13 protein-coding genes are annotated in these 24344 nt (G+C 56.9%); 4 read left to right on the top strand and 9 right to left on the bottom strand.

The window, feature by feature from the left end; genetic code table 11:
- Nucleotides 1-3: 3 nt before the first annotated feature.
- Entirely contained in the window at nt 4-1047 is a 1044-nt protein-coding gene (gene potD / locus FA92_RS05990; protein WP_033782667.1) for a spermidine/putrescine ABC transporter substrate-binding protein PotD, read from the top strand.
- Nucleotides 1048-1389: 342 nt separating this feature from the next.
- Here potD and cobB read toward each other — a convergent pair whose 3' ends face one another.
- The 4 genes from cobB to lolC form a co-directional block, all read right to left on the bottom strand.
- Nucleotides 1390-2223: a Sir2 family NAD+-dependent deacetylase gene (gene cobB, locus FA92_RS05985; protein WP_033782666.1), complete on the bottom strand. Its 834-nt coding sequence runs from the start codon at nt 2221-2223 to the stop codon at nt 1390-1392.
- Nucleotides 2224-2369: 146 nt separating this feature from the next.
- Complete coding sequence (gene lolE / locus FA92_RS05980; RefSeq protein ID WP_033782665.1) at nt 2370-3614, bottom strand: lipoprotein-releasing ABC transporter permease subunit LolE; 1245 nt, start codon at nt 3612-3614, stop codon at nt 2370-2372.
- Nucleotides 3614-4318, bottom strand: a complete 705-nt coding sequence (lolD, locus tag FA92_RS05975) for a lipoprotein-releasing ABC transporter ATP-binding protein LolD (protein ID WP_013357481.1) — start codon at nt 4316-4318, stop codon at nt 3614-3616. The genes lolE and lolD overlap by 1 nt, the downstream gene beginning before the upstream one ends.
- Nucleotides 4311-5510, bottom strand: a complete 1200-nt coding sequence (gene lolC, locus FA92_RS05970) for a lipoprotein-releasing ABC transporter permease subunit LolC (RefSeq protein ID WP_013357480.1) — start codon at nt 5508-5510, stop codon at nt 4311-4313. The genes lolD and lolC overlap by 8 nt, the downstream gene beginning before the upstream one ends.
- Nucleotides 5511-5757: 247 nt before the next feature.
- Here lolC and FA92_RS05965 point away from each other — a divergent pair, with 247 nt between their 5' ends.
- A complete protein-coding gene (locus FA92_RS05965) occupies nt 5758-5967 on the top strand; it encodes a hypothetical protein (protein ID WP_013357479.1) in 210 nt (69 codons plus the stop codon).
- A gap of 227 nt (nt 5968-6194) precedes the next feature.
- Nucleotides 6195-9638 (top strand): transcription-repair coupling factor, encoded by a 3444-nt coding sequence (gene mfd, locus FA92_RS05960; protein WP_033782663.1) that lies wholly within the window; start codon nt 6195-6197, stop codon nt 9636-9638.
- Between the two features lie 132 nt (nt 9639-9770).
- Here the strand turns inward: mfd and FA92_RS05955 are convergent, their stop codons facing one another.
- The 3 genes from FA92_RS05955 to FA92_RS05945 all read right to left on the bottom strand — a co-directional run bounded on the left by FA92_RS05955 (nt 9771) and on the right by FA92_RS05945 (nt 12109).
- Nucleotides 9771-10313, bottom strand: a complete 543-nt coding sequence (locus FA92_RS05955; protein WP_033732285.1) for a glycine zipper 2TM domain-containing protein — start codon at nt 10311-10313, stop codon at nt 9771-9773.
- Nucleotides 10314-10720: 407 nt separating this feature from the next.
- On the bottom strand, nt 10721-11260 hold the full coding sequence (locus FA92_RS05950) for a hypothetical protein (RefSeq protein WP_033782661.1): 540 nt from the start codon (nt 11258-11260) through the stop codon (nt 10721-10723).
- A gap of 285 nt (nt 11261-11545) precedes the next feature.
- Entirely contained in the window at nt 11546-12109 is a 564-nt protein-coding gene (locus FA92_RS05945) for an Ail/Lom family outer membrane beta-barrel protein (protein ID WP_033782659.1), read from the bottom strand.
- A gap of 1114 nt (nt 12110-13223) precedes the next feature.
- Here FA92_RS05945 and FA92_RS05940 point away from each other — a divergent pair.
- The gene (locus FA92_RS05940; protein ID WP_033782658.1) at nt 13224-13454 is read left to right on the top strand and encodes a SymE family type I addiction module toxin; all 231 of its coding nucleotides are present in this window, start codon (nt 13224-13226) and stop codon (nt 13452-13454) included.
- A gap of 57 nt (nt 13455-13511) precedes the next feature.
- Here FA92_RS05940 and imm45 read toward each other — a convergent pair whose 3' ends face one another.
- Together imm45 and FA92_RS23225 are read right to left on the bottom strand one after the other, a co-directional pair.
- The gene (gene imm45, locus FA92_RS22495; protein ID WP_081917103.1) at nt 13512-13835 is read right to left on the bottom strand and encodes an Imm45 family immunity protein; all 324 of its coding nucleotides are present in this window, start codon (nt 13833-13835) and stop codon (nt 13512-13514) included.
- On the bottom strand, nt 13835-24310 hold the full coding sequence (locus FA92_RS23225) for a hemagglutinin repeat-containing protein (protein ID WP_072008948.1): 10476 nt from the start codon (nt 24308-24310) through the stop codon (nt 13835-13837). Before FA92_RS23225 ends, imm45 begins: the two co-directional genes overlap by 1 nt.
- Between the last annotated feature and the right edge of the window lie 34 nt (nt 24311-24344).

The following is a 24344-nucleotide window of genomic DNA, read 5'->3' as shown; positions in this document are numbered from 1 at the left end:
AGGATGAAAAAGAGATCTCACTGGCTGGCGGCAGGTGCGCTGTTGCTGGGTATGAACGTGGCGCAGGCAGACAACAGTAATACCCTCTATTTTTACAACTGGACCGAATATGTGCCGCCGGGGCTGCTGGAGCAGTTCACGAAAGAGACCGGCATTAAAGTGATCTATTCGACCTATGAATCCAATGAGAGCATGTACGCCAAACTGAAAACCTGGAAAGATGGCGCTTACGATCTGGTCGTGCCGTCAACCTACTTCGTGGCAAAAATGCGTAACGAAGGGATGCTGCAGAAGATCGACAAAAGCCAGCTCAGCAACTTCAGCAACCTTGATCCCGACCTGCTGAATAAACCCTTCGATCCTGACAATAACTACTCGATTCCCTATATCTGGGGCGCGACAGCAATCGGTGTCAATACCGATGAGATCGACGTGAAAAGCGTGACCCGCTGGGCCGATCTGTGGAAGCCGGAATATAAGCAAAGCCTGCTGCTGACCGACGACGCGCGCGAAGTGTTCCAGATGGCGCTGCGCAAGCTGGGATACTCCGGCAATACCCGCGATCCTGAGCAGATCAAAGCCGCTTATTCTGAGCTGAAAAAGCTGATGCCCAATGTGCTGGCCTTCAACTCTGATAATCCGGGTAATCCCTTTATGGAAGGCGAAGTGAATCTGGGCATGCTCTGGAATGGCTCAGCGTATGTCGCACGTCAGTCTGGCACGCCGTTAGCGATCGTCTGGCCTGAAGAGGGCGGCATTTTCTGGATGGATAACCTCGCGATACCGGCTAACGCGAAGAACAAGGCGGGCGCGCTGAAGCTGATTAACTTCCTGCTGCGTCCTGACGTCGCGGCGAAAGTGGCGGAAACTATCGGCTATCCTACACCGAACCTCGCGGCAAAGGCATTGCTGCCACCCGCCGTGGCGAACGATCCGTCACTCTATCCACCTGCTGACGTAATTAAGCACGGTGAATGGCAGGATGATGTGGGCGACGCCAGCCTTCAGTACGAAACCCTGTTCCAGCAGCTTAAAGCGGGCCGTTAAAATTGATTAAAGGGGCGGCATTAGCCGCTCCGCAGACTGCTGGCAAAGCCAAAGCTGGGTGACCCTGGCTGCAACGCATTAGCATAAAGCGCAGGGAACACGGTCAGAAGAGGAAAGCGTCCCGCCGCCCGGATAAAAACGCCGGGAGCGTTTTTGAACAACGCAACGCGTTGGCCCGGTAACGGGCGCACCTCAAGGATGAGGTGCGTCATCGCGCGGGACGAGCGGCCATGAATGGTTTAAGCGACTTTCTGATCTGACCTTGTTCTCTGTGCATACACGGTCTTACAGCTGGCCGTGGCAGACTTTGTCAGCAACCTCGGGCGGCCATCGCCGCCCCGCCTACTTATACAGCCCGCGCAGCAGGGTATGAACAAACTCCGGCACCACTTTGCTCGCCAGGCCATAATGCCGTTCGGCAAACTCGTTACCCACCTGGCTCGGCTCCAGGTTCAGCTCAACGGTGTGCGCGCCCTGCAGTTTGGCCTCATGCACAAAGCCCGCGGCCGGATAAACATGGCCTGACGTGCCAATTGCGATAAAGTAATCGGCCTGTTCCAGCGCCTGGTAAATCTGCTCCATACCCAGCGGCATCTCGCCAAACCAGACCACGTGCGGTCGCAGCGCAGAGGGGAACTGACAGCAGGTGCAGCGATCGTCCGGCGTGATATCGCCGGTCCACTCAATCACCTGACCGCTGGTGACACAGCGCACCTTTAACAGCTCACCGTGCATATGCAGCACCCGGCTGTTTCCGGCACGCTCATGCAGGTTGTCGATGTTTTGCGTGACCAGCAGGAAATTATCGCCTAACACCTGCTCCAGCTCCGCCAGCGCCAGATGGGCGGCATTAGGCTGGATGTCGGCTTCCTGCAGCTGCTGACGACGCGCATTGTAGAAACGCTGCACCAGCGCGGGATCGCGCTGAAAGCCTTCGGGCGTGGCAACGTCTTCAACGTGGTGCTCTTCCCACAGGCCATCAGCCGCGCGGAAGGTCCGGATGCCGGACTCCGCGGAAATGCCTGCGCCGGTCAGCACCACAACATGCGGCTGGGGATGGGCGGCCAGTTCGGCCTGACGATCGCGCTCAAAAATGCGCTGGCGAAAGCGCTGATGCACTTTTCTCCGGGTTTTCTTCAGGCGGGCAAGTCGTATGCGGCGACGTGGTGTACGCATAAAATCTCCTGGCGTAGCAGCTGCGGCGAGCCGCTCTAAACAGATTCCGGGTTAACATCACCCGATAGTAACGGTTGCTGAGGGCATGACCCAACAGCAAAGGTCTTAAACAGATGCGGCGCGAAATCACTCGCGCCGCATTTTTATCACTGACCGCTTAATACCCGAGCCGGGTCAATGCGGCTGGCGCGTCTGGCCGGATACCAGCTCGCCAGCAGGCTCAGCAGAATGGCGGTAATCAGTACTGAGAACACGTCAATCCAGTGCAGTTCCGAGGGCAGGAAATCAATAAAGTAGATATCTCCTGCCAGCAGATGATGACCGGTGATTGACTCCAGCCCGCGCACCAGTGAGGTCAGATTCAGCGCCACCAGCACGCCCGCGACCACGCCGCTGACGCTGCCCAGCAGGCCCGCCAGCAAACCGTACCAGATAAAGATGGCGCGGATCAGCCGGTCTTTCGCGCCGAGGGTACGCAGCACCGCGATATCGCTGCTCTTGTCCTTCACCGCCATCACCAGCGTGGAGACGATGTTAAAGCAGGCGACACCAATCACCAGCACCATCGCCAGATACATGATGGCGCGGATCATCTGAATGTCGCGGTACATATAGCCGTAGGTGCCAATCCAGCTCTTAATGTAGACGTAAGAACGGGTTGCTTCACCGGCATCGCGCACCAGTTTGACGGCCTGGAACGGGTCGGTCATCTTCAGCGCGATACCAGAGACGCTGTCACCCATATCCAGATAGTGCTGCGCATCGGCCAGCGGCACCAGCGCCAGACTGTGATCAAGCATGCCGCTGAGTTGCAGGATACCGCTGACCTGCAGCCGAATGCGTTTTGGCTGAAGCAGTTTGTTATCACCATCGTTATTCGGGATCATGATGGTGATCCAGTCGCCCTGCTTCACCTTCAGCGATTCAGCAATGCCGCCGCCCAGAATGATCTGCTGCTTACCGGCGGCAAAAGAGGACCAGGCGTTACCGGCGACAAACTGTGGCAGTGCGCTGAGGCGCGGCTCCTGGGCAGGATCAACGCCCTTCACCTGCAGCGCTTCCAGCCGGGCACCGCTCTCAATCAGGCCAGTGAAGTTGACATAGGGGGCTGCCGCCGCAATGCCGGGCACCTTTTCAATCGGCGCAATCATCGACTGCCAGTGCTGGAACGGCTGATTAACCGCCTCGATTTCACCGTGCGGCACCACCGCCAGAATGCGGTTATTCAGCTCACGCTCAAAACCGTTCATGGCGCTGAGGCCGATAATCAGCACCGCCACGCCCAGCGCAATCCCGATGGTGGAGATCACCGAAATCAGCGAAACCATGCCGCCTCGACGGCGTCCACGGCTGAAGCGCAGGCCCAGCAACAGGGATAACGACGAACCCATTACAGCGCTCCTGCCAGAGTGAGCTGATCGCTTAACTGACCATCACGCATCTCCATCTGACGCGTCATGCGTTTTGCCAGCATCAGATCGTGCGTCACCACCAGAAAGGCGGTGCCCTGACGGACGTTCAGCTCGCCCAACAGTTCAAAAATGGCGTCGGCGTTGCGCGCATCCAGGTTACCGGTGGGCTCATCCGCCATCACCAGCCGTGGTCGGTTGACCAGCGCACGGGCGATCGCCACGCGCTGACGCTCGCCGCCGGACAGTTCAGACGGCCGGTGCGCGGCACGGTGGTCCAGCCCAACGGCGGCCAGCATCTCGCGGGCGCGTTCCTGCGCTTCCGCTTTCGCGATTTTGCCAATCAGCAGCGGCATCGCCACGTTCTCCAGCGCGCTGAAGTCTGGCAGCAGATGGTGGAACTGATAGATGAAGCCCAGCTCGCGGTTACGCAGCTCGGCTTTGGCCGACGAGGACATGGCGTTCAGCGACTGACCATCAAACACCACATCGCCCGACGTCGGCGCATCCAGACCACCGAGCAGATGCAGCAGCGTACTTTTACCGGAACCGGAGCTGCCGACAATCGCCGTCAGTTCACCGGGCTGGAGGCTGAAAGCCACATTGCGCAGCACATCGGTCTGCACGCTGCCTTCCTGATAGCGTTTGCACAGGTCGCGGCACTGCAACAAAGGAGTGTTACTCATAACGTAAAGCCTCAGCAGGTTGAACGGCGGCAGCGCGCCACGAAGGATAGAGCGTAGACAGCAGCGCCACAATCATCGCGCTGAGGGCGATGGTGACCACCTGCCACACATTGATATCAACCGGCAACGCGGCACCATCGAGGAACAGGCCAATCACCGGCATTAAATTGTTGAGCTGGCTGGCGAGCAGCACACCGAGCAGCGTGCCGAGCAGCGTGCCGATAATCCCGGCGCTGGCACCCTGCACCATAAACACCGCCACGATTTGCCGGCGCGTCAGGCCCTGGGTTTGCAGGATCGCCACTTCGCCCTGCTTCTCCATGATCAGCAGGCCTAATGAGGTGATGATGTTAAAGGCGGCCACAGCGATAATCAGGCTCAGCAGCAGGCCCATCATGTTCTTCTCCATGCGCACCGCCTGGAAGAGATCACCTTTGCGCTCACGCCAGTCTTTCCAGACAAGACCCTGGGGCAGTGTCTGCTGGCTGAGGCTGTCAACCGACAACGGTTTATCCAGCCACAGCCGCCAGCCGGTAATGTTCCCGGCCGGATAGCGCATTACGCGCGACGCATCCTGAAGATTGACCAGAATCTGATAACCATCGACTTCGCTGTTGGCGGCATAGGTGCCTGCCACCGTAAACAGACGCTGGCTCGGCACGCGTCCCATCGGGGTAAACTGGCTGACCGACGGCACCATCAGACGCAGCTGATCGCCACGTTTTACGCCAAGCTGTGACGCCAGCTGTTCACCGAGGATCACATTGTACTGCCCGGCCTGCAGCACGCTCTGCTGGGTGTTCACCAGGAACGGCGTCAGCGGATCCTTTTCATCCGGCTCAATGCCCAGCATTACGCCAACCGAGACGCTGTGCGGGCTTTGCAATACCACACTGGCGGTGGTCAGCGGCGCGATGCGGCTGACACCCTGCAGATTCAGCGAGTCAGCGGGTTGCTGTTGAGGATTGAGACTGCCTTTATCGCTGGTGATCAGCGCCTGAGGCATTAGCCCAAGAATATTGCCTTCGAGTTCACGCTCAAAACCATTCATCACCGATAAGACAGTGACCATCGCCAGCACGCCGAGCGTAATGCCAATCGTTGAGAGCCAGGAGACAAAGCGACCGAAGCGATCCGATGCTCGTCCGCGCATGTAACGCAGACCGATAAATAGCGCGACAGGTTGATACATGGAATCCAGTAAGCCGTTGCCTGAAAATAGGTAGGGGGATGATAAAGGAGCGGCTCGCTTTATGAAACCTCTAACCCTCTGAGTCGGCAGCAAAGTTGCGTCAGGATACGTCACATTCACGACCAAAGCCGCAGAATAGACGATAAAGCCATCGCTTATTGGCTGATTATCCAGCGCCCTGGCGCGTAGACTACAATCTGTAACAGGATAAGAGGGTATTTATCGCACAGCGATAGAGGTAGCGACCATGTTGAAATTTCCCAAAGGCAGTATTGTTAAACATCAATCCGGGGAAATCAGAGGCGAAATCATCAACGTCTTTGAGCAGGGAAGCGCACCAGCCGGCTACTACGTAAAGTGGGACGACGGCAACCTCAGCTATCATCCTGAGCAGGAGTTATCCTGGGCAAATATCGACCGCCCACGCATGTATTACACACAGCAATCCATAAAATAGAATGCCCGTTTAACCCCGTCGCTGCAGAGCGACGGCGGTTTTTTCTGATCCCGCTCCAGACTCGTCTATCCTCTCTCTATCCGCTGTATTATCGCCGACGCCCGGTAATGGCTGACCGATCCCCGTGTTCAGCGCGGCGCGGCAGGAAAATTGTGCCGCAAAGGTGATCCCCCTGACATAATATGGAATGATTACGTCCTGGAAAAATGGAGCAACCCCGAGATCCCATGCCCGAACAGACTCGTTATACCCTGCCCGTTAAATCCGGCGATCACCGCCAGCTCGGCCAGCTCATCGGCGCTGCACATGCGGTAGAGTGTGCCAGCATTACCGAACGTCATGCTGGCCCGGTATTGATGATTACCCCCGATACCCAAACCGCCCTGCGTCTGCTGGATGAAATCCGTCAGTTTACCGATCTGCCGGTGGTGCACCTCGCCGACTGGGAGACGCTGCCGTATGACAGCTTCTCGCCGCATCAGGATATTATCTCCGCGCGCCTCTCGACCCTCTATCAGCTGCCGGTGATGCAGAGCGGCATGCTGATCATGCCGGTCAACACCCTGATGCAGCGCGTCTGTCCGCACAGTTTCCTGCACGGTCATGCGCTGGTGATGAAGCAGGGACAAAAGCTCTCACGCGACCGGCTGCGCGATCAGCTTGAGCAGGCGGGTTATCGTCATGTCGATCAGGTCATGGAGCACGGCGAATACGCCACGCGCGGCGCCCTGCTCGACCTGTTCCCGATGGGCAGCGATCAGCCCTATCGCATTGACTTTTTCGATGATGAGATCGACAGTCTGCGCCTGTTCGACGTCGATAATCAGCGCACGCTGGAAGCGGTCCCGGAAATTAACCTGCTGCCTGCGCATGAATTTCCCAGCGACAAAGCCGCCATTGAGCTGTTCCGCAGCCGCTGGCGTGAAATTTTTGATGTGCGCCGCGAGTCGGAGCATATCTATCAGCAGGTCAGCAAAGGCACGCTACCCGCGGGCATCGAATACTGGCAGCCGCTGTTCTTTGAACAGCCGTTACCCAGCCTGTTCAGCTATCTGCCTGACAACACCCTGATTGTGAACTGTGGCGACCTTGAAGGCAGCGCCAGCCGCTTCTGGCAGGATGCTGAGGCGCGCTATGAGAACCGTCGCGTGGACCCGATGCGTCCGCTGCTGGAGCCGGTTACACTGTGGCTGCGTCCCGATGCATTAATGGGTGAACTGAAAGCCTGGCCGCGTATCCAGATGACCAATGAGGTGCTGCCCGCTAAAGCCGCCAACACCAATCTCGGCTATACCCCGCTGCCAGACCTCACCGTTCAGGCGCAGGCGAAAGCGCCGCTCGATCATCTGCGGCAGTTTATTGAGACCTTCAGCGGCGCCGTGGTCTTCTCGGTAGAAAGTGAAGGCCGTCGCGAGAGCCTGCAGGAGCTGCTGGCACGGATTAAACTGCGTCCTCAGCCGGTGCACCGTTTTGATGAAACCGTCGGCGATCGTTTTTCGCTGATGATCGGCGCCAGCGAGCGCGGTTTTATCGATACCCAGGGCAACCGTGCCCTGATTTGCGAAAGCGATCTGCTGGGCGAACGCGTCAGCCGTCGCCGTCAGGATACCCGTCGCACCATTAACCCGGACATTCTGATCCGTAACCTGGCGGAGCTGCATCCCGGCCAGCCGGTAGTGCATCTGGAGCACGGCGTGGGCCGCTATATCGGCCTGACTACGCTGGAAGCAGGCGGCATTGAGGCGGAATACCTGATGCTCTCCTATGCCAACGACGCCAAACTCTATGTGCCGGTTTCATCGCTGCACCTGATCAGCCGCTATGCGGGCGGGGCTGACGATAACGCGCCGCTGCACAAGCTGGGCAGTGACGCCTGGTCACGCGCGCGGCAGAAAGCGGCGGAGAAAGTACGCGATGTAGCAGCTGAGCTGCTGGACATCTATGCCCAGCGCGCCGCTAAAACCGGTTTTGCCTTTAAGCATGACCGTGAGCAGTATCAGCTGTTCTGCGAAAGTTTCCCGTTTGAGACCACACCCGATCAGGCGCAGGCGATCAACGCCGTATTGAGCGATATGTGTCAGCCGCTGGCGATGGATCGACTGGTGTGCGGCGACGTGGGCTTCGGTAAAACCGAAGTGGCGATGCGCGCCGCGTTTCTCGCCATCGAGAACCATAAACAGGTGGCCGTACTGGTGCCGACAACCCTGCTGGCACAGCAGCACTACGATAACTTCCGCGATCGCTTCGCCAACTGGCCGGTTCGCATTGAGATGCTTTCCCGCTTCCGTACCGCCAAAGAGCAGGCGCAGGTGCTGGAACAGGCCAGCGATGGCAAGATCGACATTTTGATCGGCACCCACAAACTACTGATGAGTGACCTCAAGTGGCACGATCTCGGCCTGCTGATTGTCGATGAAGAGCACCGGTTCGGAGTGCGTCACAAAGAGCGCATCAAGGCGATGCGTGCGGATGTGGACATCCTCACCCTTACCGCCACACCGATCCCGCGCACCCTGAATATGGCTATGAGCGGCATGCGCGATCTCTCGATTATCGCTACCCCGCCTGCCCGCCGTTTAGCGGTGAAAACCTTTGTCCGTGAATACGACGATCTGGTGATCCGTGAAGCGATTCTGCGTGAAGTTCTGCGTGGCGGCCAGGTTTACTACCTCTACAACGACGTCGAAAATATTGAGAAAGCGGCGCAGCGTCTCAGCGATCTGGTGCCGGAAGCGCGGGTAGCGATTGGTCATGGACAGATGCGTGAGCGTGAGCTGGAGCGGGTGATGAACGATTTCCATCATCAGCGTTTCAACGTGCTGGTCTGTACCACCATCATCGAAACCGGGATCGACATTCCGACCGCGAACACCATCATCATTGAGCGGGCCGATCACTTTGGTCTGGCGCAGCTGCATCAGCTGCGTGGTCGCGTCGGTCGTTCGCATCATCAGGCTTACGCCTGGCTGTTGACGCCGCATCCGAAGTCTATGACCACGGACGCGCATAAACGCCTGGAGGCGATCGCCTCACTTGAAGATCTGGGCGCCGGCTTTGCGCTGGCAACCCATGACCTGGAAATTCGCGGAGCGGGCGAACTGCTGGGTGATGAGCAGAGCGGACAGATGGAGACGCTGGGCTTCACGCTCTACATGGAGCTGCTGGAGAATGCCGTGGATGCGCTGAAAGAGGGTCGCGAGCCATCACTGGAGGATCTCACCAGCAACCAGACCGAGGTGGAACTTCGCATGCCAGCGCTGCTGCCCGAGATCTTTATCCCGGATGTCAGCACCCGTCTTTCACTTTATAAGCGCATTGCCAGCGCGGAGGTTGAAGAGGAGTTGCAGGAGCTGAAAGTTGAGATGATCGACCGCTTCGGCCTGCTGCCTGACCCTGCGCGTAATCTGCTGGACGTGGCGATTATTCGCCTGAAAGCCCGCGCGGTCGGTCTGCGTAAGATTGAAGCCAGCGACAAAGGTGGCTATTTCGATTTTGCGCCGCAGAACAAGGTCGATCCGGCATGGCTGATTAGTCTGCTGCAGAAAGAGCCGCAGCAGTGGAAACTGGATGGGCCAACACGCCTGCGATTTACCCGCGAGCTGTCGGAAAGAAAAATCCGTATGGATTGGGTGCAGGGCTTCGTTTCACAACTGGCTGAGCATCAGGCGTAACCCTCTGCCCGCGCTTTGCTGAGCTAATCGGTAAAGTGCGGGAAAATGGCGATAAAAAAGGCGCATCTTTGAGATGCGCCTTTTTCATTACGTCGTGCTGTGTGGCCGCGAGTGCGGCAAAGCTTTGCCCAATTACGCCTGGTCACCGTTGAGAATCAGCTGACCATTGCGATCCAGTGGAATACGCGTGCCGGGGTCATTTTCCATACGGATTTTACCCTGCTGATCGCCTATTTTATAGGTCACGTCATATCCCAGTTTTTTCTCTTGTTTGTCATACACTGTTTTACAGCGCTGTTCGGTTGTCGTGTAGGTATCACGATCCTGCAGTCCGCCCTGGACCTGATTACCCGCATAACCGCCTGCCAATGCACCTGCTACCGTCGCAACATCCTTACCACGACCGCCACCGAACTGGTGACCCAGCACTCCACCTGCCACTGCACCTAATACAGAGCCAGCAAGACGGTTTTCATCCTGTACGGCCCGACGATGCGTCAGTGTGACATTACGGCACTCCTGACGTGGCTGTCTGATGCTCTCTTTGATTGGCGTTGCAGCCAGTACCTGAGCGTATTGAGGACCGCGATCAAACACGTTCATGCCTGCTACGGCGGCAACACCCAGCGCTGCTGCCACACCAATACCGATACCCGCTAACATTGATTTATTCACAGGAAGTTCCTCCTGAAAAGTGTTACCGCGCAATCCTGCTGTTAAAGCATCCTCAGTAACTGAGGTATAACCGGCGTGCGCGACGCGCCGTGTTTGTTGAGATGAAGTTTTACAGATGGACCGAAAATGCAACATCAGATAAATGGAGGAAATTGGTCACTTTGCTATCAGGGCCAGTTTTTAGGAGAGTTCTGAGGTACAGCGAATTATTACTGGTACCGATTTAAGCCAGAAATTTAAGTATTTAAATCAATGTGATAAGCCTTTACAAAGCGTTATAAAGACGCTGACTGCCTGTTCTGGTAACGGCATTTCCATCGCTACCTGTAAGCAGGTTACTGACTATGCCGTAAACGTGGACATTTATTGCTGAAGCAACCAGGCTTCAGGAATGAAGGAAGAGAAAACTAATCAAAAATACTCTCTGACGGGCATTCCTTCACGTCGCTCCAGCCCACTACGGCGCCGTCTGGAGTGAGATTTTTGATGGACACGCTATCGCCTGAATATTCAGAGCCTCTGACCACGATATCGTAGTCATGGTTAGCCTGAGGAATAAATTCAGCAGTGGCAGATTTTTGAGTGTTCTGGTAGTACCCAGTCTCAGTCCAGTAGTGGATGATCCGAATCATTTGTCCCGGCTTCAGGGTGAACTCATTGATGAAAACACCATTATTATCAGATGAGGCTGGCATACCTATTCGTTTATTCCCTGTGACAGGGATACCCAGAATGGCAAAGCCAGAAGTAATACGGCGTTCCAGTACTTTTTTATAGCAACCTGAACCCTGCTTTTCAAAGAACTGAAGAGCCGTATTGCCCTCTGAGGCGACGCGAATCCGGGCCGCATCCTGTCCTTTATAATCATCCAGAGAAGGTCTGAAACCTGCGGTGCAGCCACTCAATAATAGTGCTATCAATCCGGAGATGATGATTTTTGCCGCCATTGTTTATTGTCCTTAATTTAACTGAAATAAAAATGGGATTATTTTAATGATGTCGGAGCCGGGTGCCTGTTGCGTTGCACAGTCTTTATGGGGCGATGCAACTATTAAACAAAATGGCTGGCCAAATCATTGTGCAAAGACTTTATTAATCCTGCGAGGAAAATAAAATAAGGTATCTATATCTGACAACTAACTAAGACCTGAGATTCATTAAATCTTACCCTTCACAGGCCGCAAAAAAACAACCCTGACCAGATGATCAGGGTTGCAGATTTTAGCGTTAAATCAGAAACGGTAGCCGATACCAATGTTGAAACCATTGATAGCAACATCTTCGTTATATTTCACGCGAGTACCTTCATAGCCAACGCTCACAGAGAGGTTGCTGACTGGATTCACGACAATACCTGCGCCATAGACAAAAGAGGATTTATTTTCGCTATAATCTTCGGAATACGCTCCGAGATAAGTCACGTTCTCATCCACTTTGGTATGGGCAACACCGACCAATCCATAGAAGCTGACATAGTCATTGATACGATATGCCGGACCAGCCATCAGTGAGTAATATTTCACTTTAGTTTTGCCGTCATACCCGCTGACATCGCCATAAAAATCTTCGCGCTCAGAAAAACTTTGATCGCCTTTCAGATAGCTGAACGAACCAATAACGCTGAGAGGAGAGTCCCACTCATAGCGATACTGAACATTGACACCGCGAATGTTTTTGAAGTCATCAACTTTGCTTTGAGCATAGCCGATCGAGACAGTGTGATTGTCAGCCAGCGCATTGCTGCCCACGAACAAACCGCCACACAGTAATGCCAGCATCGTTAACTTAGAGGTCATCTGGTTAATTCCTTTTCATAATTTAACATTATTTCCCTGCGCTTATCGCAGGACTTCGTTCCCTGAATCACCCATACCCGACGGACTGGTTATCGTTTTATCAATCCGCCTGTACCGGCCAGGAATTTCCTTTAGCGCTCCGCGCCTTATGCTCAGACAGGGTCGGAGTGCATCTGTTTATACCCGGGTGTTTTAAAACAGGCTGACCTGTGGAAATCTGGGATTTAAATCCCACTCGTTCACAATGGCATTTCGTCCATTTAATTTGAGTTAAGTCAGGAATTTCACCACCTGAATAACTAATGTACTTTATTTATTAATCCATTTTCAGGGCATTATTAGACCAAAAATAATCAGAGGTATCAAGACCGCATCGCCACAAAAAAAAAGAAAAATCACCGAAATATTATCCCTAATACATCCAAAAAACCACACGGTTTTATACCGTCTATTAACACGGATTCTCAATCTGACCGCAAGATTCCCCTTTATTCAGACTCTGAGTTACAGATCTATTTAAATTGACCTGTATGGAAAATAGCAATTGGCGAGTTACACCTGCACTTATTCAAAAATGCTGACCTGAAACTGACTGCCAATGCTTATGCTCCCACCAGTGTGCTCTGTTGTGCAGTGCACATATTTCGCAATGTTGCCGGAGTTCTGCAATCTGATGCCGGAACGATTTTTATTTACTGTAGCTATGGAGGCTGTCAATGCTCCCTTCTGCCGGATGTGCTCATCCGCAGTCATGTTACAGCTGCGTCACGTCGCAGCCTTTATTACCGACTTTAGTGGAGGCAAGGCGTAATCAGTAAGACAGAATGAAGGCTGGTTAATGCGGAATCATAGTGTGATATTCAGCCGGGAAAGAATATTCCGTAAGGCGATATGAAGAAGGGATAAGCGAAATGCAGACCGGAAAAAAGAATCCGTTTATCAGAGACGGCTCGCAATTTACTACTTCGCTTTCAGCGAGTTTACCCGACGGAAGGTGTATATTTGAACAGGAGAAAACAGGAGAGGAAGAGCGTAACGAGAGATTTTAGCGCGGACTGAAGGTGGTGGAACACCAACAGCCCGCTGACCACAACCAACTGATAAGGAGTTGATCATGGCTGATACGCATCATAAGCCAGAGACGCACATGCCCACAACTACCGCCAGCGAATCGCAGGTGCATTATTACAAAGTGGGGTACCGGCCTAATAAAGGCCAGCCGAACCCGCTGCCACAACTGACCATTAAAGGTCGCTGGCTGGAAACGCTGGGATTTACGACCGGGCAGAAGATCGAGGTGATCACTGGGCCGGGGCAGCTGATTCTCCGGCTGGCTGAAGAGTGACAGGCAGATAAAAAAATCCCGGCTCGGCAGGCCGGGATTAATACAGGATGGTTTACATTATTTTCTAAAGGCCGTTACTGTATATTGGTCAATGATATAAACGTCTTCAACAGCACATTCGGGATATATCCACTTAGCCCAATTTTTAATCACCCATTCAGTACTTAAAGCATGGCCTTCTGAAGAAGCACTTTCTGATGGTAATTCCACTAAGATTGAACCTGCTTTAAATCCAGAGGATACAACTAAGCCATGAGTGTGTGCTAAGTCAATTACCATAAAATCTACAATATCTTCATAAGGCCACACCGCTGGCAATCTAAAAACCCTTCCTCGCCGGATAGACTTCTCTGGATAATTTAATAGCTTAGTATGCTCCATCATTTAACCCTCAAGTTATGTCCGCCAGATTTATCTTTGCTATCAGGAATTTCTTTCATGGCGAAGTTAACTTCCATGACATGTTTCCCCTGTGGGGTAACTACTTCAAAACGTCCATGTTGTGTATCAAGCGCATAAAGATTTCCATCCGTCCCACGATATACATCGCGGTTATTAATTTTAGTCAGCTTGCTGTCTTTAATCAGTCCATGTTCTGCAACAACTTTAGCTGCCGTTTGCTTGACTATAGCAACTCGCTCTCCTGGGGGTAATTTAAATAAACTGGCCTCAAAATCACCAACAGTTGCGCCCGTAGCTATCTTAATCGTCGGATCAACAGTCTTCAGGGTACCTGGCACTTTCTTGCCCGGCAATATAATCCCGGCCAGCATCCCGCCCGTCGCTTCCAGCGCCACCTGGTTTCCTTCGGATGCCTGCTTAATAGTATCAGCTACCGCAGACCAGGTATCACTGCTCATTAGCGCCTTAACGCTGTCTGCCACCGCCTGATTCTTACCGGACAGGTCATTAAGCGCCGTATCACAGTAACCGTCCCTGGTTGCACATGATGCCAGCGCCATTGCCGCATCCGCTACGTAATCCGCTCCACCTAATGCCGCATCGCCGGTATCCGCAAGAGCGTTGATAATGCCATTGGCAATAGAAGAGGTTGTACCTTCACCCAGCGTTTCCCTGACCTGATCCTTCATAGATTCGGCAGCCTGCTTAGCTGTAGCACGAGCCTGATCACCGGACAGTGAGTTATTCTCAACCGCATTTTTACCCGCCTGCGCGCCCGCCACCGCATTGCCGACGCTGTCGCCGGCAATGCCGCCCGCAAGGCCCGCCGCCAGCGTTCCCAGCGCGCTTATCGTCTGGCGCTGCTCCTCACTCAGGTCCTCGCGCTTAACACCCGGATACATCTGCTGCGCGATGTACTCGCCCATCGCCGCGCCCGAGGCACCCGCCAGTGCCGCGTTGCCCGATGCGTATGCCGTCACCGCACCCACCACCGCGTGCGCTATCAGGTTCGCCTGAACGTTCACCACATCCTTACCGTCCGGGCCTTTCGTGGTCGTCAGCGTATGTATCTGCTCCGCCAGGTACGGTGCCGCCGCCCCGCTCACGGCCTGGGCGATGTTGCCTCCCGCCAGCCCCTGTATCGCCGCCGTCGCCGCGCTGATACCCTGCTGCACTGCCCCGCCGGTTCCCATTCCGCTGTCCAGCATCGCCCGGTTGTACAGCGTCTGATACACCTGACCGGTGATGTCGGCCGTGGTGGGTTCATGACCCGGATTCGCCTTCCGCCACTGCGCTTCGGCGTCCTTTCTCTGGTCCGGCGAGATGTTTTTCATCTTCTCAGTAGCGGCCTTTGTCGCCGCTATCTCGCCCTGCGTCCGCGCGATGTCGCCCGCCTGGCTGCCGATTTCCGCCAGCAGCTGCGCCGTCTCCATCCGGCGCTGCTCTCTATCCTTATCGAAGATTTTATCCAGCCCCGGATTCGCCCCCTCTGCGTCGCGGCTCAGCGCCGACACGTCCTGCGTCTGATTCGCCTTATCCCGGATAACAATCGTGCCGTCGCTTACCGCCGCCTTCGTCACCGACGAGGCGCTCCCGCTGCCGTTCAGCCCCGCCAGCAGGCCGTTCGCCATGTTGCCCTCAAACTGGCTGCCGATGCTGCCGCCGGTGCTCATCCCCACGCTCTGGTGTTCGGTTTTGTAGTCTGCGTGGTTCTCAATGTTGCTGAAGCCCAGCGTGCCGGTGTCGAGCCGGTTTTTATCGGCGGTCGCCGCAGAGCTGATGACCGCACCGTTGAGCTGGGTGTGCTCACCGGCCGTCACGTCAAAGCCGCCCTTACCGGCAAAGATGCCGGTCTGTTCGGCCACGCTCTGCCAGTTGCTGTGCATTTTGTCCTGGCTGAGGTTCACGCTCGCCGACCCGGTCATCGAGCCGAAGGTGAAGCTGCCGCCCGCGCTGGCGTTCTGCTGCTTACTGTCGTAGCGGTCGCTGTCCTGCTCTGAGGTCAGCGTCAGGTTGCGGCCGGTGTCGACCTTAACGCTGTCGCCGCGCACCTGTGCCCCGGTCAGCGTGGTGTCGCGCCCGGCGTTCAGGCTCAGCCCGTTGCCCGCCGTGAGCGTGGTCTCGGTGTGGGTCAGCCCGTTGCCGTTTGCGCGGCCTTTGCCCGCGTTGACGCTGGCCGACACGCTGATGCCGTAGCCGCCCGATCCGGCAGTCAGCCCGATGCCGACGCTGCCGCCCTTGCTGCTGTTAGTGCTGTCGGTGCGCTCGCTGTTCTGCGCAGAGAGCAGGCTGATGTCGTTTTTCGCCGTCAGCGCGAGGTCGCCCACCGCCTGCAGCTGACTGCCCTGCACGAGGATATCGCCCGCGCTGCCCGGCTGCGCGCCGGTGGCGGTGATGTTCAGGTTACCGCCCGCGCCCAGCGTACTGCCCTGCGCCTCGCGGCTTTCGGAGCGGGTCTCGCTTTTCGACGACTGGCTGCCGTACGAGAGGCTGATGCCGACCGAGCTGGTCGAGCCTTCTTCATAACCTTCCTGGCCCGGCTTCAGGCCCGAAGCGGTGTTTCTAGCGTTCGCCGCGTCGGTCTGCGCGCCGTCCATCTGGTAAGCCTGCGCGGCCTGCGCTGCAGTCAGCGCCGCTTTGGTGCCCTGCAGTGCCTTCAGCCGGCCATCATCGCTCTCATCGGCGGTGCGGGCGGTCTGCACCGCCGTGTTCAGCGCCGCGCCCACCGTGCCGGACAGCGCAAGCGTCAGACCGCTCTGTTTCTGCTCGGTCTTCGTCAGCGCGGTGTGGCTGTTTTCGGCTGCGCTGACGGTCACGTCGCTGCCGCTCAGGGAGAGATCTTTACCGGCGATCACGTCGCTGCCGTGCACGGTAAGCTGATTACCGGCGCTGAGAGTCACGCTCCCGTCGCTGCTGCCCACCGTGCTGCCCCGGTTAAGTGCGCCGCTGGCGTCGGTGCTGCTCTTCTGCATTGCCTGACCCACGGTGAAACCGATGCCGCCGCTGCCCATCAGGCCCGATTTTTTCTCCTCGCGCTGATGCACTTCATTATTCGTTTCTGTGGCGGTCGTGATGCTGAGATCGCGGCCCGCCGTCAGCGCCACATCCTGCGTACCAGCGACGTTGCTGCCGGTCACGGCAATATCGCGGCCCGCCTGAAGCCGGACGCTGTCGCCGCTCAGCGTGGTGCTGAGCGCCTGACTGCTGTGCAGCTCGTCGTGAGTTTCCAGACTGCTGCCCGACAGCAGTCCTTTGCTGGTCTGCTTACTGTGTTCGGTGAGATCGGTCCGGCTGTTGCCCGCGCTGAGCACGATGTCGCGTCCGGCACTGGCGGTCAGTGCACCGCCCGCCGTGACGTCAGCGGCGGTCGCGCGGATATCCTGTCCGGCACTCAGCTGCAGTGCGCCACCGGCGCTGATGCGTGTTCCGACATCACTCTGCTGTGACAGGCGACGGTAGTTGCTGCTGTTCCAGCTATCGTCTTCACTGTGCTGCGTGCTGAGGGTGCCGAGCGTCAGGTCATTGCCCGCCTGAATGTTCGTGGTGCTCTTCTCTCCGGCGTTGCCGATATCGCTGGCGGCCAGAGTGATATTGTTCAGTGCACTCAGCGTCAGCGCACCGTCACTGCCCTGCACGTAGATACCGGCCGGACGATCGATCCAGCGGTCGGTGCCGTCGCCGCGCAGCGTGGACTGGCTGGTGATGTCGCGCCCCGCCAGCAGCGTAAGCTGACTGTCGCCACGCAGGGTACCGCCGAGGTTAGTGATATCCTGGCGGGCGGTAAGATTAACGGTGTTGCCGCTGATGTAACCGCTGTTAGTCAGCGACTGCGCCGTCAGCTGCGTCACATCACGTCCCTGAATGGTCCCGCTGTTGGTGATGTCGTCGCGGGCATTCAGCGCCACGCTACCGCCCCCGATCAACGCGCCGTCGCCGGTTAAGTCACCCTGTTTTACCTTCGCATAAACCTGCGGCACCAGTACGTTCTGCTGTGTGCCATCCGGCAGCGTTACGGTCTGGTTCACCAGCCAGACGATGTCGCTGGTGAGCAGTGCCATCTGTGCCGGGGTCAGCGCCACGCCGAGTTCCAGGTTGTAGGCTTTGCCAAAGGCTACCCCATTATTCATCAGCCCGCGATACTGATCTTCATCGCTGCCATATCCGCTGATATAGCGGTTGCCGGTCAGCTGAATAATCTGATCACGCACCAGCCGCTGCTCGTAATAACCATCACCCAGCCGCTTCAGAATCAGGCTGCTGTCGGTGGTCAGGGCATTCTGCATATAGTCGCTGCTGAGCCACTGTTTCTGATTCACAAAGCGCGGATCGGTCTCAACCAGGTAGAGGCTGTCACTGCCGGGTTGCAACTGGTAGAGGCTGTTATCCGGCAGACGGATGTCCGGTGAGACGGCGCGGATCACCGGCGTAATCGTCTGTCCATCGACCACCTTCGCGGGCAGCGTCAGCGAGAACTGCTGCCCGGCAGGTAACAGCAGCGGCCGGTCTTTGAGGCTGCCGAGTTTGTCCAGCGTCAGTGCGCTGTCATAGCGCAATCCGGCGGGCAGTAAGGTACTGCCGCTATCCGTGGCACTCAGCGCCACGGCGGTAACCGCCTGCTGAAGAGAAGGCGAGCCAATACTGTCGGCCTGCGCAGTGACACCCTGCTGCTGTCGGTTGCCGGTCTGGTAGCCATTGCCCTGCGGCGCGGCATTCGCCTGCCAGCTCAGCGTCTGCAGATCGATGGTTTCCGTTACAGGGGCCGGGCGATAGGTTTTCCGATCCTTGCCCTGCGAAGTTTCGGTCCCGCCAAATTTCTTTTTCTTCTTTTTCGCGTACCAGCGCACCGATTTCCCGTCGTCCGTGGTGACGCGCGTTCCTTTCGTCGCCTGATTATTCAGCTCACCTATCTGACCGCCCAGTACGGCTCCTGCGACAATCTGACTGTCCTGATTATTGAGACGGCCGGCGCTAAAGGTCATATTTCCGCCCGACAGAATTTTGCCCGGATCGCTCTCCTGGATCTGGGTTTCTTTCACTACCCTTCGGTAGTCATACTCATAAAACTCGCTGCCGCTGGTGCCGTCCGGCATTTTTGCCGTGTGCACGCCATATTTATTTTTTTTGCTGGTGTCCACTTTGGCCCAGTCGAAGCGGTCAGTATGGCCTTTTAGCACCGCGTCATGGTGCTGGCTATCTTCAGTCGTAACGACCTGCGTGGTCAGATGACGGTTGGTATTGTTGATTTCCGCCATGCTGATCGTGGCATCCTGCCCGGCCTCAATGGTTGCCCCGTCATTGTTGAGCTGCTGCCCCTGTCCGGTGGCCTGATAATTCGCTTCCAGCTGGCCGCCAATATGCAGATCGCCATCACTGTAAATCAGCGCATGGTCACGATTATTCAGGGTGCCCGCCCCGATATCCAGTCGCTGTCGGGCAGCAATCACCGCCGCTTTGCCCTCTTCACTGAGGTTATTGAGCAACGAAGCCGCAATGGCAATGTGATCACCAAAGATGCGACCAGTGCCGCTGTTATTCAGAACGCCCGCCACCAGATGCGTCAGGCCACCGTCAATCAGACCACGATTATTCAGGGTATCCGCTGCCGTGATGTCAGTCTGTCCGCCGCTGATCTCACCACCAGCCTGGTTATTGACATTCTGTGCAGTCAGGTACAGCGATTGCTGGGCCGCGAGGGTGCCGTCGTTGGTGACGTCACCCCCTGTCGTCAGGCGCAGTATGCCGTTGGCTTTGACCGACGAGGTATTGTGGAAATCACCCGCCAGGGTGATGCCAAGATCGCCCTGCGATAACACCTGCCCGTCGCCGCTGAGTGCAGCCGCGTTGATCTGCGCGTCGTGATCGGCGATCAGGGTGCCCTGCTGGTTGTTGATAATCAGCGTCTGACCCGGCGCATTATTGATAGCCAGCATCCGACGCTGCTGGATTTTAGAGGCCGCAGACCGGGCTGGCGCACTCTGCTGGATGGTCAGGGTATCGGCGGAAGAGATCAGCCCGCTGACGTTGTCCAGCGCCTGCTGCACGATTAATGCCAGCCGCTGGTTTGCACGTAACGCACCCTGGCTGTTATCCAGGGTATCGGCTTCGAGGGTTAAGCTGCCCGCTTCGATTCCTTTGCCGCTCTGTCGGGTATCGCGGTTGATCAGCGATGGCGTGGTAATCGTCATCTGCTGGCCGCCCTGAATCAGCCCGCTGCGGTTATCCAGTTGCTGGCTCAGCGACAGTATGCCGTCACCGACGCTTTGCACCAGCCCGTCGCTGTTGGTGAGCTGACCTGCCGTCAGTGATAGCGTGCCTGCCGAGAGGAGTTTGCCTGTCTGATTAAACAGCGCATTTTGTCCCGCATTGAGCGTCAGATCGGTGCCGCCCTGTATCTGCCCCTGCTGGTTATCCAGCGCGCCACTGTCGATGTGAAGGTTACCGCCACTGGCAATCAGTCCGCGCTGGTTAGCCAGCGTCTGGCCGGATGTGTTAAGGGTGATATCCCCCGCCGACTGTAGTTTACCGTCACTGTTGTTCAGTGCCTGACCGCTGAACAACAGCCCGCCATTACCTGCGATTTGTCCCTGACTGTTGTTCAGCTCAGAGGCACCGATCGTGGCCTGGTTTCCGGCGGCAATAAAGCCCGTCTGGTTATCAATCGCACCGCTGCGCAAATCCAGACTGTTCAGGGCAACGATGCCGCGCTGACTGCCACTGTCGCGATTGATCAGGGCGTGGCCCTGGGTGTCCAGCGTCATGTCGCTGCCGGCCTGTAACAGACCGCCCTGGTTTTGCAGCTCGCCACTGGTGAGATCAAGCCGTCCTTTACCGCCCGTCAGCGTGCCGGACTGGTTGTGAATGTCGCCTGCCGCAATCTGTGCCCCTTTGCTGCCGGTGATAAAGCCGCGCAGGTTATCCAGCGTGCCGCTGTAGAGCTTCAGGATACCCGCACTGAACAGGCCGCCTGCCGCTCCACTGTCACGGTTAATGAGATCGTTGCCATGGGTATCCAGATTGAGATCGCCACCCGACTCAATCCTGCCTGCACGGTTGTTGAGCAGCCCGCTGTCCAGTTGCAGTGTACCTTTAGCGCCCAGTTGCCCCTGCTGATGATCGAAGGTCTGCTGATGGGTGTTGATGCGGACATTCTGGCCCAGCATCACCCCGTTCTGGCCATCGATCTGGCCCGTGGAGAGGAGCAGATCGCCACCCGCAACGATCCCCCCTTGTTCACCGCTGGCGGTATTGGTCAGTTGCGCGCCATGGGTGTTCAGCGACAGCGCTTCACCCGCCTGCAGCAGGCCATGCTGGTTATCCACGCTGCCGCTCTCCAGCGTCAGCGTACGATCGGCAGTGAGGGTGCCATCTGCATTATTCAATGCACCGCTGTTGAGCTGGGCGTTGCCCGCCGAGACCAGTGAACCGCCGCTGTTGTTGATAACACCGCTGCTCACGCGCAGATTGCCGCCCGCCACCATAACGCCGGATGCCGCGTTATTCAGCGCCTCTCCCTGCGTATCCAGCTGCATATCACCGCCAGCCTGGAGCCGTCCGGCGCGATTATTCAGCGCACCGCTACTCAGCTGCACTTCCCCTCTGGCACTGACCAGCCCCGCTTCAATATCGACAGCCTGGCCCCGGCTATCAATGAACAGGTTTTGTCCCTGAATGACGCCGTGGTCGCCCGCAATCGTTCCGGTTAAAAGTTGCAGATCACCGCGCGCCACAATGCCGCCGCGGTCGCCACTGGCCGTGTTGGTCAGCTGCGCGCCGTGGGTGTCCAGCGACAGCGATGCACCGGACTGGATCAGGCCGCGCTGATTATCGAACGCGCCACTGTTCAGCGTGAGTGCGCCATCCGACAGCAGCGTGCCGTCACCGTTGGTCACACCTGCACTACTGATCGTCGCTGCCGAGGCCGCTGCTATTACGCCGTTCTGGTTATCAAAGTCGCCGCTGGTGATGGCAAGTGCGCCGCCGCTGACTATTCCGGCTTTACCGCTGTCACGATTGATCAGGGCCTGGTCGTGAGTATTGATCGCCAGATCGCCGCCGGACTGTATCAGGCCGGTGCTATTGTCCGTTTTACCGCTGGAGATCTTCAAATCGCGCCGGGCCACCAGATTTCCACCGGTGTTACCGATCTGGCCCTGTTGGGTATCGAGGGTTACCCCATCACCGAGCACGGTTCCGCTGTGGTTATCTACTCCCTGGCTGCGCAGGGTGAGTTGCTGGCCCGCTTCGATGCGGCCCTGCTCATTATCGATAGCCTGACTGGTCGTTAATGTGGCATCGCCGCTGATGGCAGTGATGCGACCTTGCTGGTTACTCAGGCCAGCACTATTAAGTTGCAGATTGTGGCTGGCCTGCAGCGCCCCCTGTACGTTCGTCAGGGTTTCCTGAACCTGCAGTTGCAGATCGCCGCTGCCCGCCGCCAGTAGCGTCCCGCCACTGTTATCCAGGCTGGCTGATGTGACGCGCAGATTACCGCCGCTCTCTATCCGTCCACCACGGTTGTCTGCATCACCTGAAACCGCAATCGCCATCTCGCCTGTGCCACGCTGCGACAGCAGACCCTGATGGTGATCCAGCGTGCCCGCCGTCAGCGTCAGCGCCTCTGCCTGGGTATGTCCCTCTGAGAGATCTATCCTGTTACCGCTGAGCGTTAACGCACCCGCTGACAGCAGATTGCCCTTATTGCCTTCAAGCCGGGTTGCATTAAGGGTCAGCGCGCCGTTGCCCGCCAGCTGCACCGTGCCGCCCTGATTATCCAGCCATGGCGTATCAAGCTGCAGCGAATCACCGTTGCCTGCGATGAGTCCACCGCGATTTTCAATGTGCTGTGCCTGCAGCCGGGTATCGCCTTCATTGCTCAGCGTACCCTGATTGTTGAGTAATGAACCGGTGGAGAGAGTCAGCGCTTCACGGTTCTGCTGGCGCAGCAGACCGCGATTGTTACTGACGTTTTGGGCTGTGATGGCCAGGCTGCCAGCAGACAGTTTGCCATCATCATTGTTAAGCGCTGTTGCGGCCTGGATCCCGAGCGTGCGGCCCGCTACCGTTGCACCCTGGGTACTGATATCCGCCTGGATGGAGGTCAGCGCAATCGCATCGGCTGAGGTCTGACTGCCGGCCAGATCGACCCGGCTGCCCCGCGCCTGAATCTGGTCATGCGCCAGATTTTTACCCTGAGCTTTCAGCTCGCCCTGACTGTTCAGCAGCAGATTGCCGGGCTGACTCAGTGTACCGTTGCCGTCAACGCCTGCCGCCAGCGTGCTTTCAGCGCTACTCTGCAGGGTGCCGGCAGAGAGCGTGGCGTTTCTGCCCGCGCTCACCAGACCGCTGTTGCGCAGCGTACCGCCGGACGTCAGCGTAACATCCTGCTGTGAGACGATATTCCCGCGGTTATCCTGGTCGCCATTGCTGGCTATCTGCAGTGCGGCCTGACTTTGCAGCGTGCCGCTGTTCTCCAGCCGGCCATCCACCGTCAGATGCAGCTCACCGGCGCTGGCCCCCAGTTCACCGGCATTCCGCACGCCAACGCCCTTTTCAGTCCCGGTCAGGGTAATTTTATTGGCATACATGCCGCCAATTGCCGCCACATCAAGCGCAAACTCAGGCCGTGTCGCCCCATCATCCGCTTTAACCGTCGTGACGTTACTTTCAGTCGCGACCTGGTTCCTGCCCGTGACCACATTAAGTTCACGGGCATGCACTCTGGCGTTCACCGCTACCGACTGCGCAATGATCTGGGTGTAGTCCGCATCGCTGTCATTCAGGCCTTTACCTTCGATATTGATGCGGCCGCCATTCACATCGAAGCCTTTAAGCTGACCATTTTCGATCAGCGCCTGCCCGGTGGTGAGCGTATTGCGGCTGGCATTGATAAATCCGCAGCCGTTACAGGTGATGCCTGAAGGGTTAGCAATCACTACCGCCGCCCGTTTACCCGCCACTTCGATAAAGCCGTTCAGCTGGCTCGGGTTACGGCTGTTCACCTCATTGAGGATGACCGTCGCTTCCTGCTTTGACAGCCAGGGGTTTGCCGCCACCATACCGCCCAGCTGAGTCGCGGTGTTCTGATGACTGTTGTTGAGGATTGCGCCACGCGCATCGACGTCGAGCTGGCTGTACTGATTGCGGGAAACGCCCTGGCTGTTGGGCGTCTGAATGTTAATTTGCGGCAGACCGTTGGCAGTGGCCATAACGGTAGGCTGCTGGCTGCCCGGCGCGCTGCTGTCGGCCACAATGTTAGCCTGCGCTGGCAGGCTGATTAACCCAGCCACCAGCCAGAGTGCAAAGCTGAGCGGTGAGATCTTTACCCGTGTCTCTGACAGTGAGGTGCGTTTCGGGCTGCGGGCAACGCGCGAATAGCCGCTGCGGGTGATGTCGGACACCACCATTAACATGCCGCGAACCCGGTTGAAGATAAGGCGATAGCAAAGTTTATTCATAATGCGCACAGTCCATTGTCAGCAATATTGATAA

The sequence above is a fragment of the Pantoea sp. 9140 genome (assembly GCF_000745295.1).
GTDB lineage: Bacteria > Pseudomonadota > Gammaproteobacteria > Enterobacterales > Enterobacteriaceae > Pantoea > Pantoea vagans.
Note: the sequence above shows the minus strand (reverse complement) of the source record. Positions and strands in the feature narration are given on the sequence as shown.

Excerpts from the sequence above, each read along its gene's own strand:
- lolC (WP_013357480.1), bottom strand. The coding sequence starts at position 5,510 with ATGTATCAACCTGTCGCGCTATTTATCGGTCTGCGTTACATGCGCGGA.
- lolD (WP_013357481.1), bottom strand. The coding sequence starts at position 4,318 with ATGAGTAACACTCCTTTGTTGCAGTGCCGCGACCTGTGCAAACGCTAT.
- FA92_RS05940 (WP_033782658.1), top strand. The coding sequence starts at position 13,224 with ATGGCTGATACGCATCATAAGCCAGAGACGCACATGCCCACAACTACC.
- lolE (WP_033782665.1), bottom strand. The coding sequence starts at position 3,614 with ATGGGTTCGTCGTTATCCCTGTTGCTGGGCCTGCGCTTCAGCCGTGGA.
- mfd (WP_033782663.1), top strand. The coding sequence starts at position 6,195 with ATGCCCGAACAGACTCGTTATACCCTGCCCGTTAAATCCGGCGATCAC.
- cobB (WP_033782666.1), bottom strand. The coding sequence starts at position 2,223 with ATGCGTACACCACGTCGCCGCATACGACTTGCCCGCCTGAAGAAAACC.
- FA92_RS23225 (WP_072008948.1), bottom strand. The coding sequence starts at position 24,310 with ATGAATAAACTTTGCTATCGCCTTATCTTCAACCGGGTTCGCGGCATG.
- FA92_RS05965 (WP_013357479.1), top strand. The coding sequence starts at position 5,758 with ATGTTGAAATTTCCCAAAGGCAGTATTGTTAAACATCAATCCGGGGAA.
- FA92_RS05950 (WP_033782661.1), bottom strand. The coding sequence starts at position 11,260 with ATGGCGGCAAAAATCATCATCTCCGGATTGATAGCACTATTATTGAGT.
- potD (WP_033782667.1), top strand. The coding sequence starts at position 4 with ATGAAAAAGAGATCTCACTGGCTGGCGGCAGGTGCGCTGTTGCTGGGT.
- FA92_RS05945 (WP_033782659.1), bottom strand. The coding sequence starts at position 12,109 with ATGACCTCTAAGTTAACGATGCTGGCATTACTGTGTGGCGGTTTGTTC.
- imm45 (WP_081917103.1), bottom strand. The coding sequence starts at position 13,835 with ATGGAGCATACTAAGCTATTAAATTATCCAGAGAAGTCTATCCGGCGA.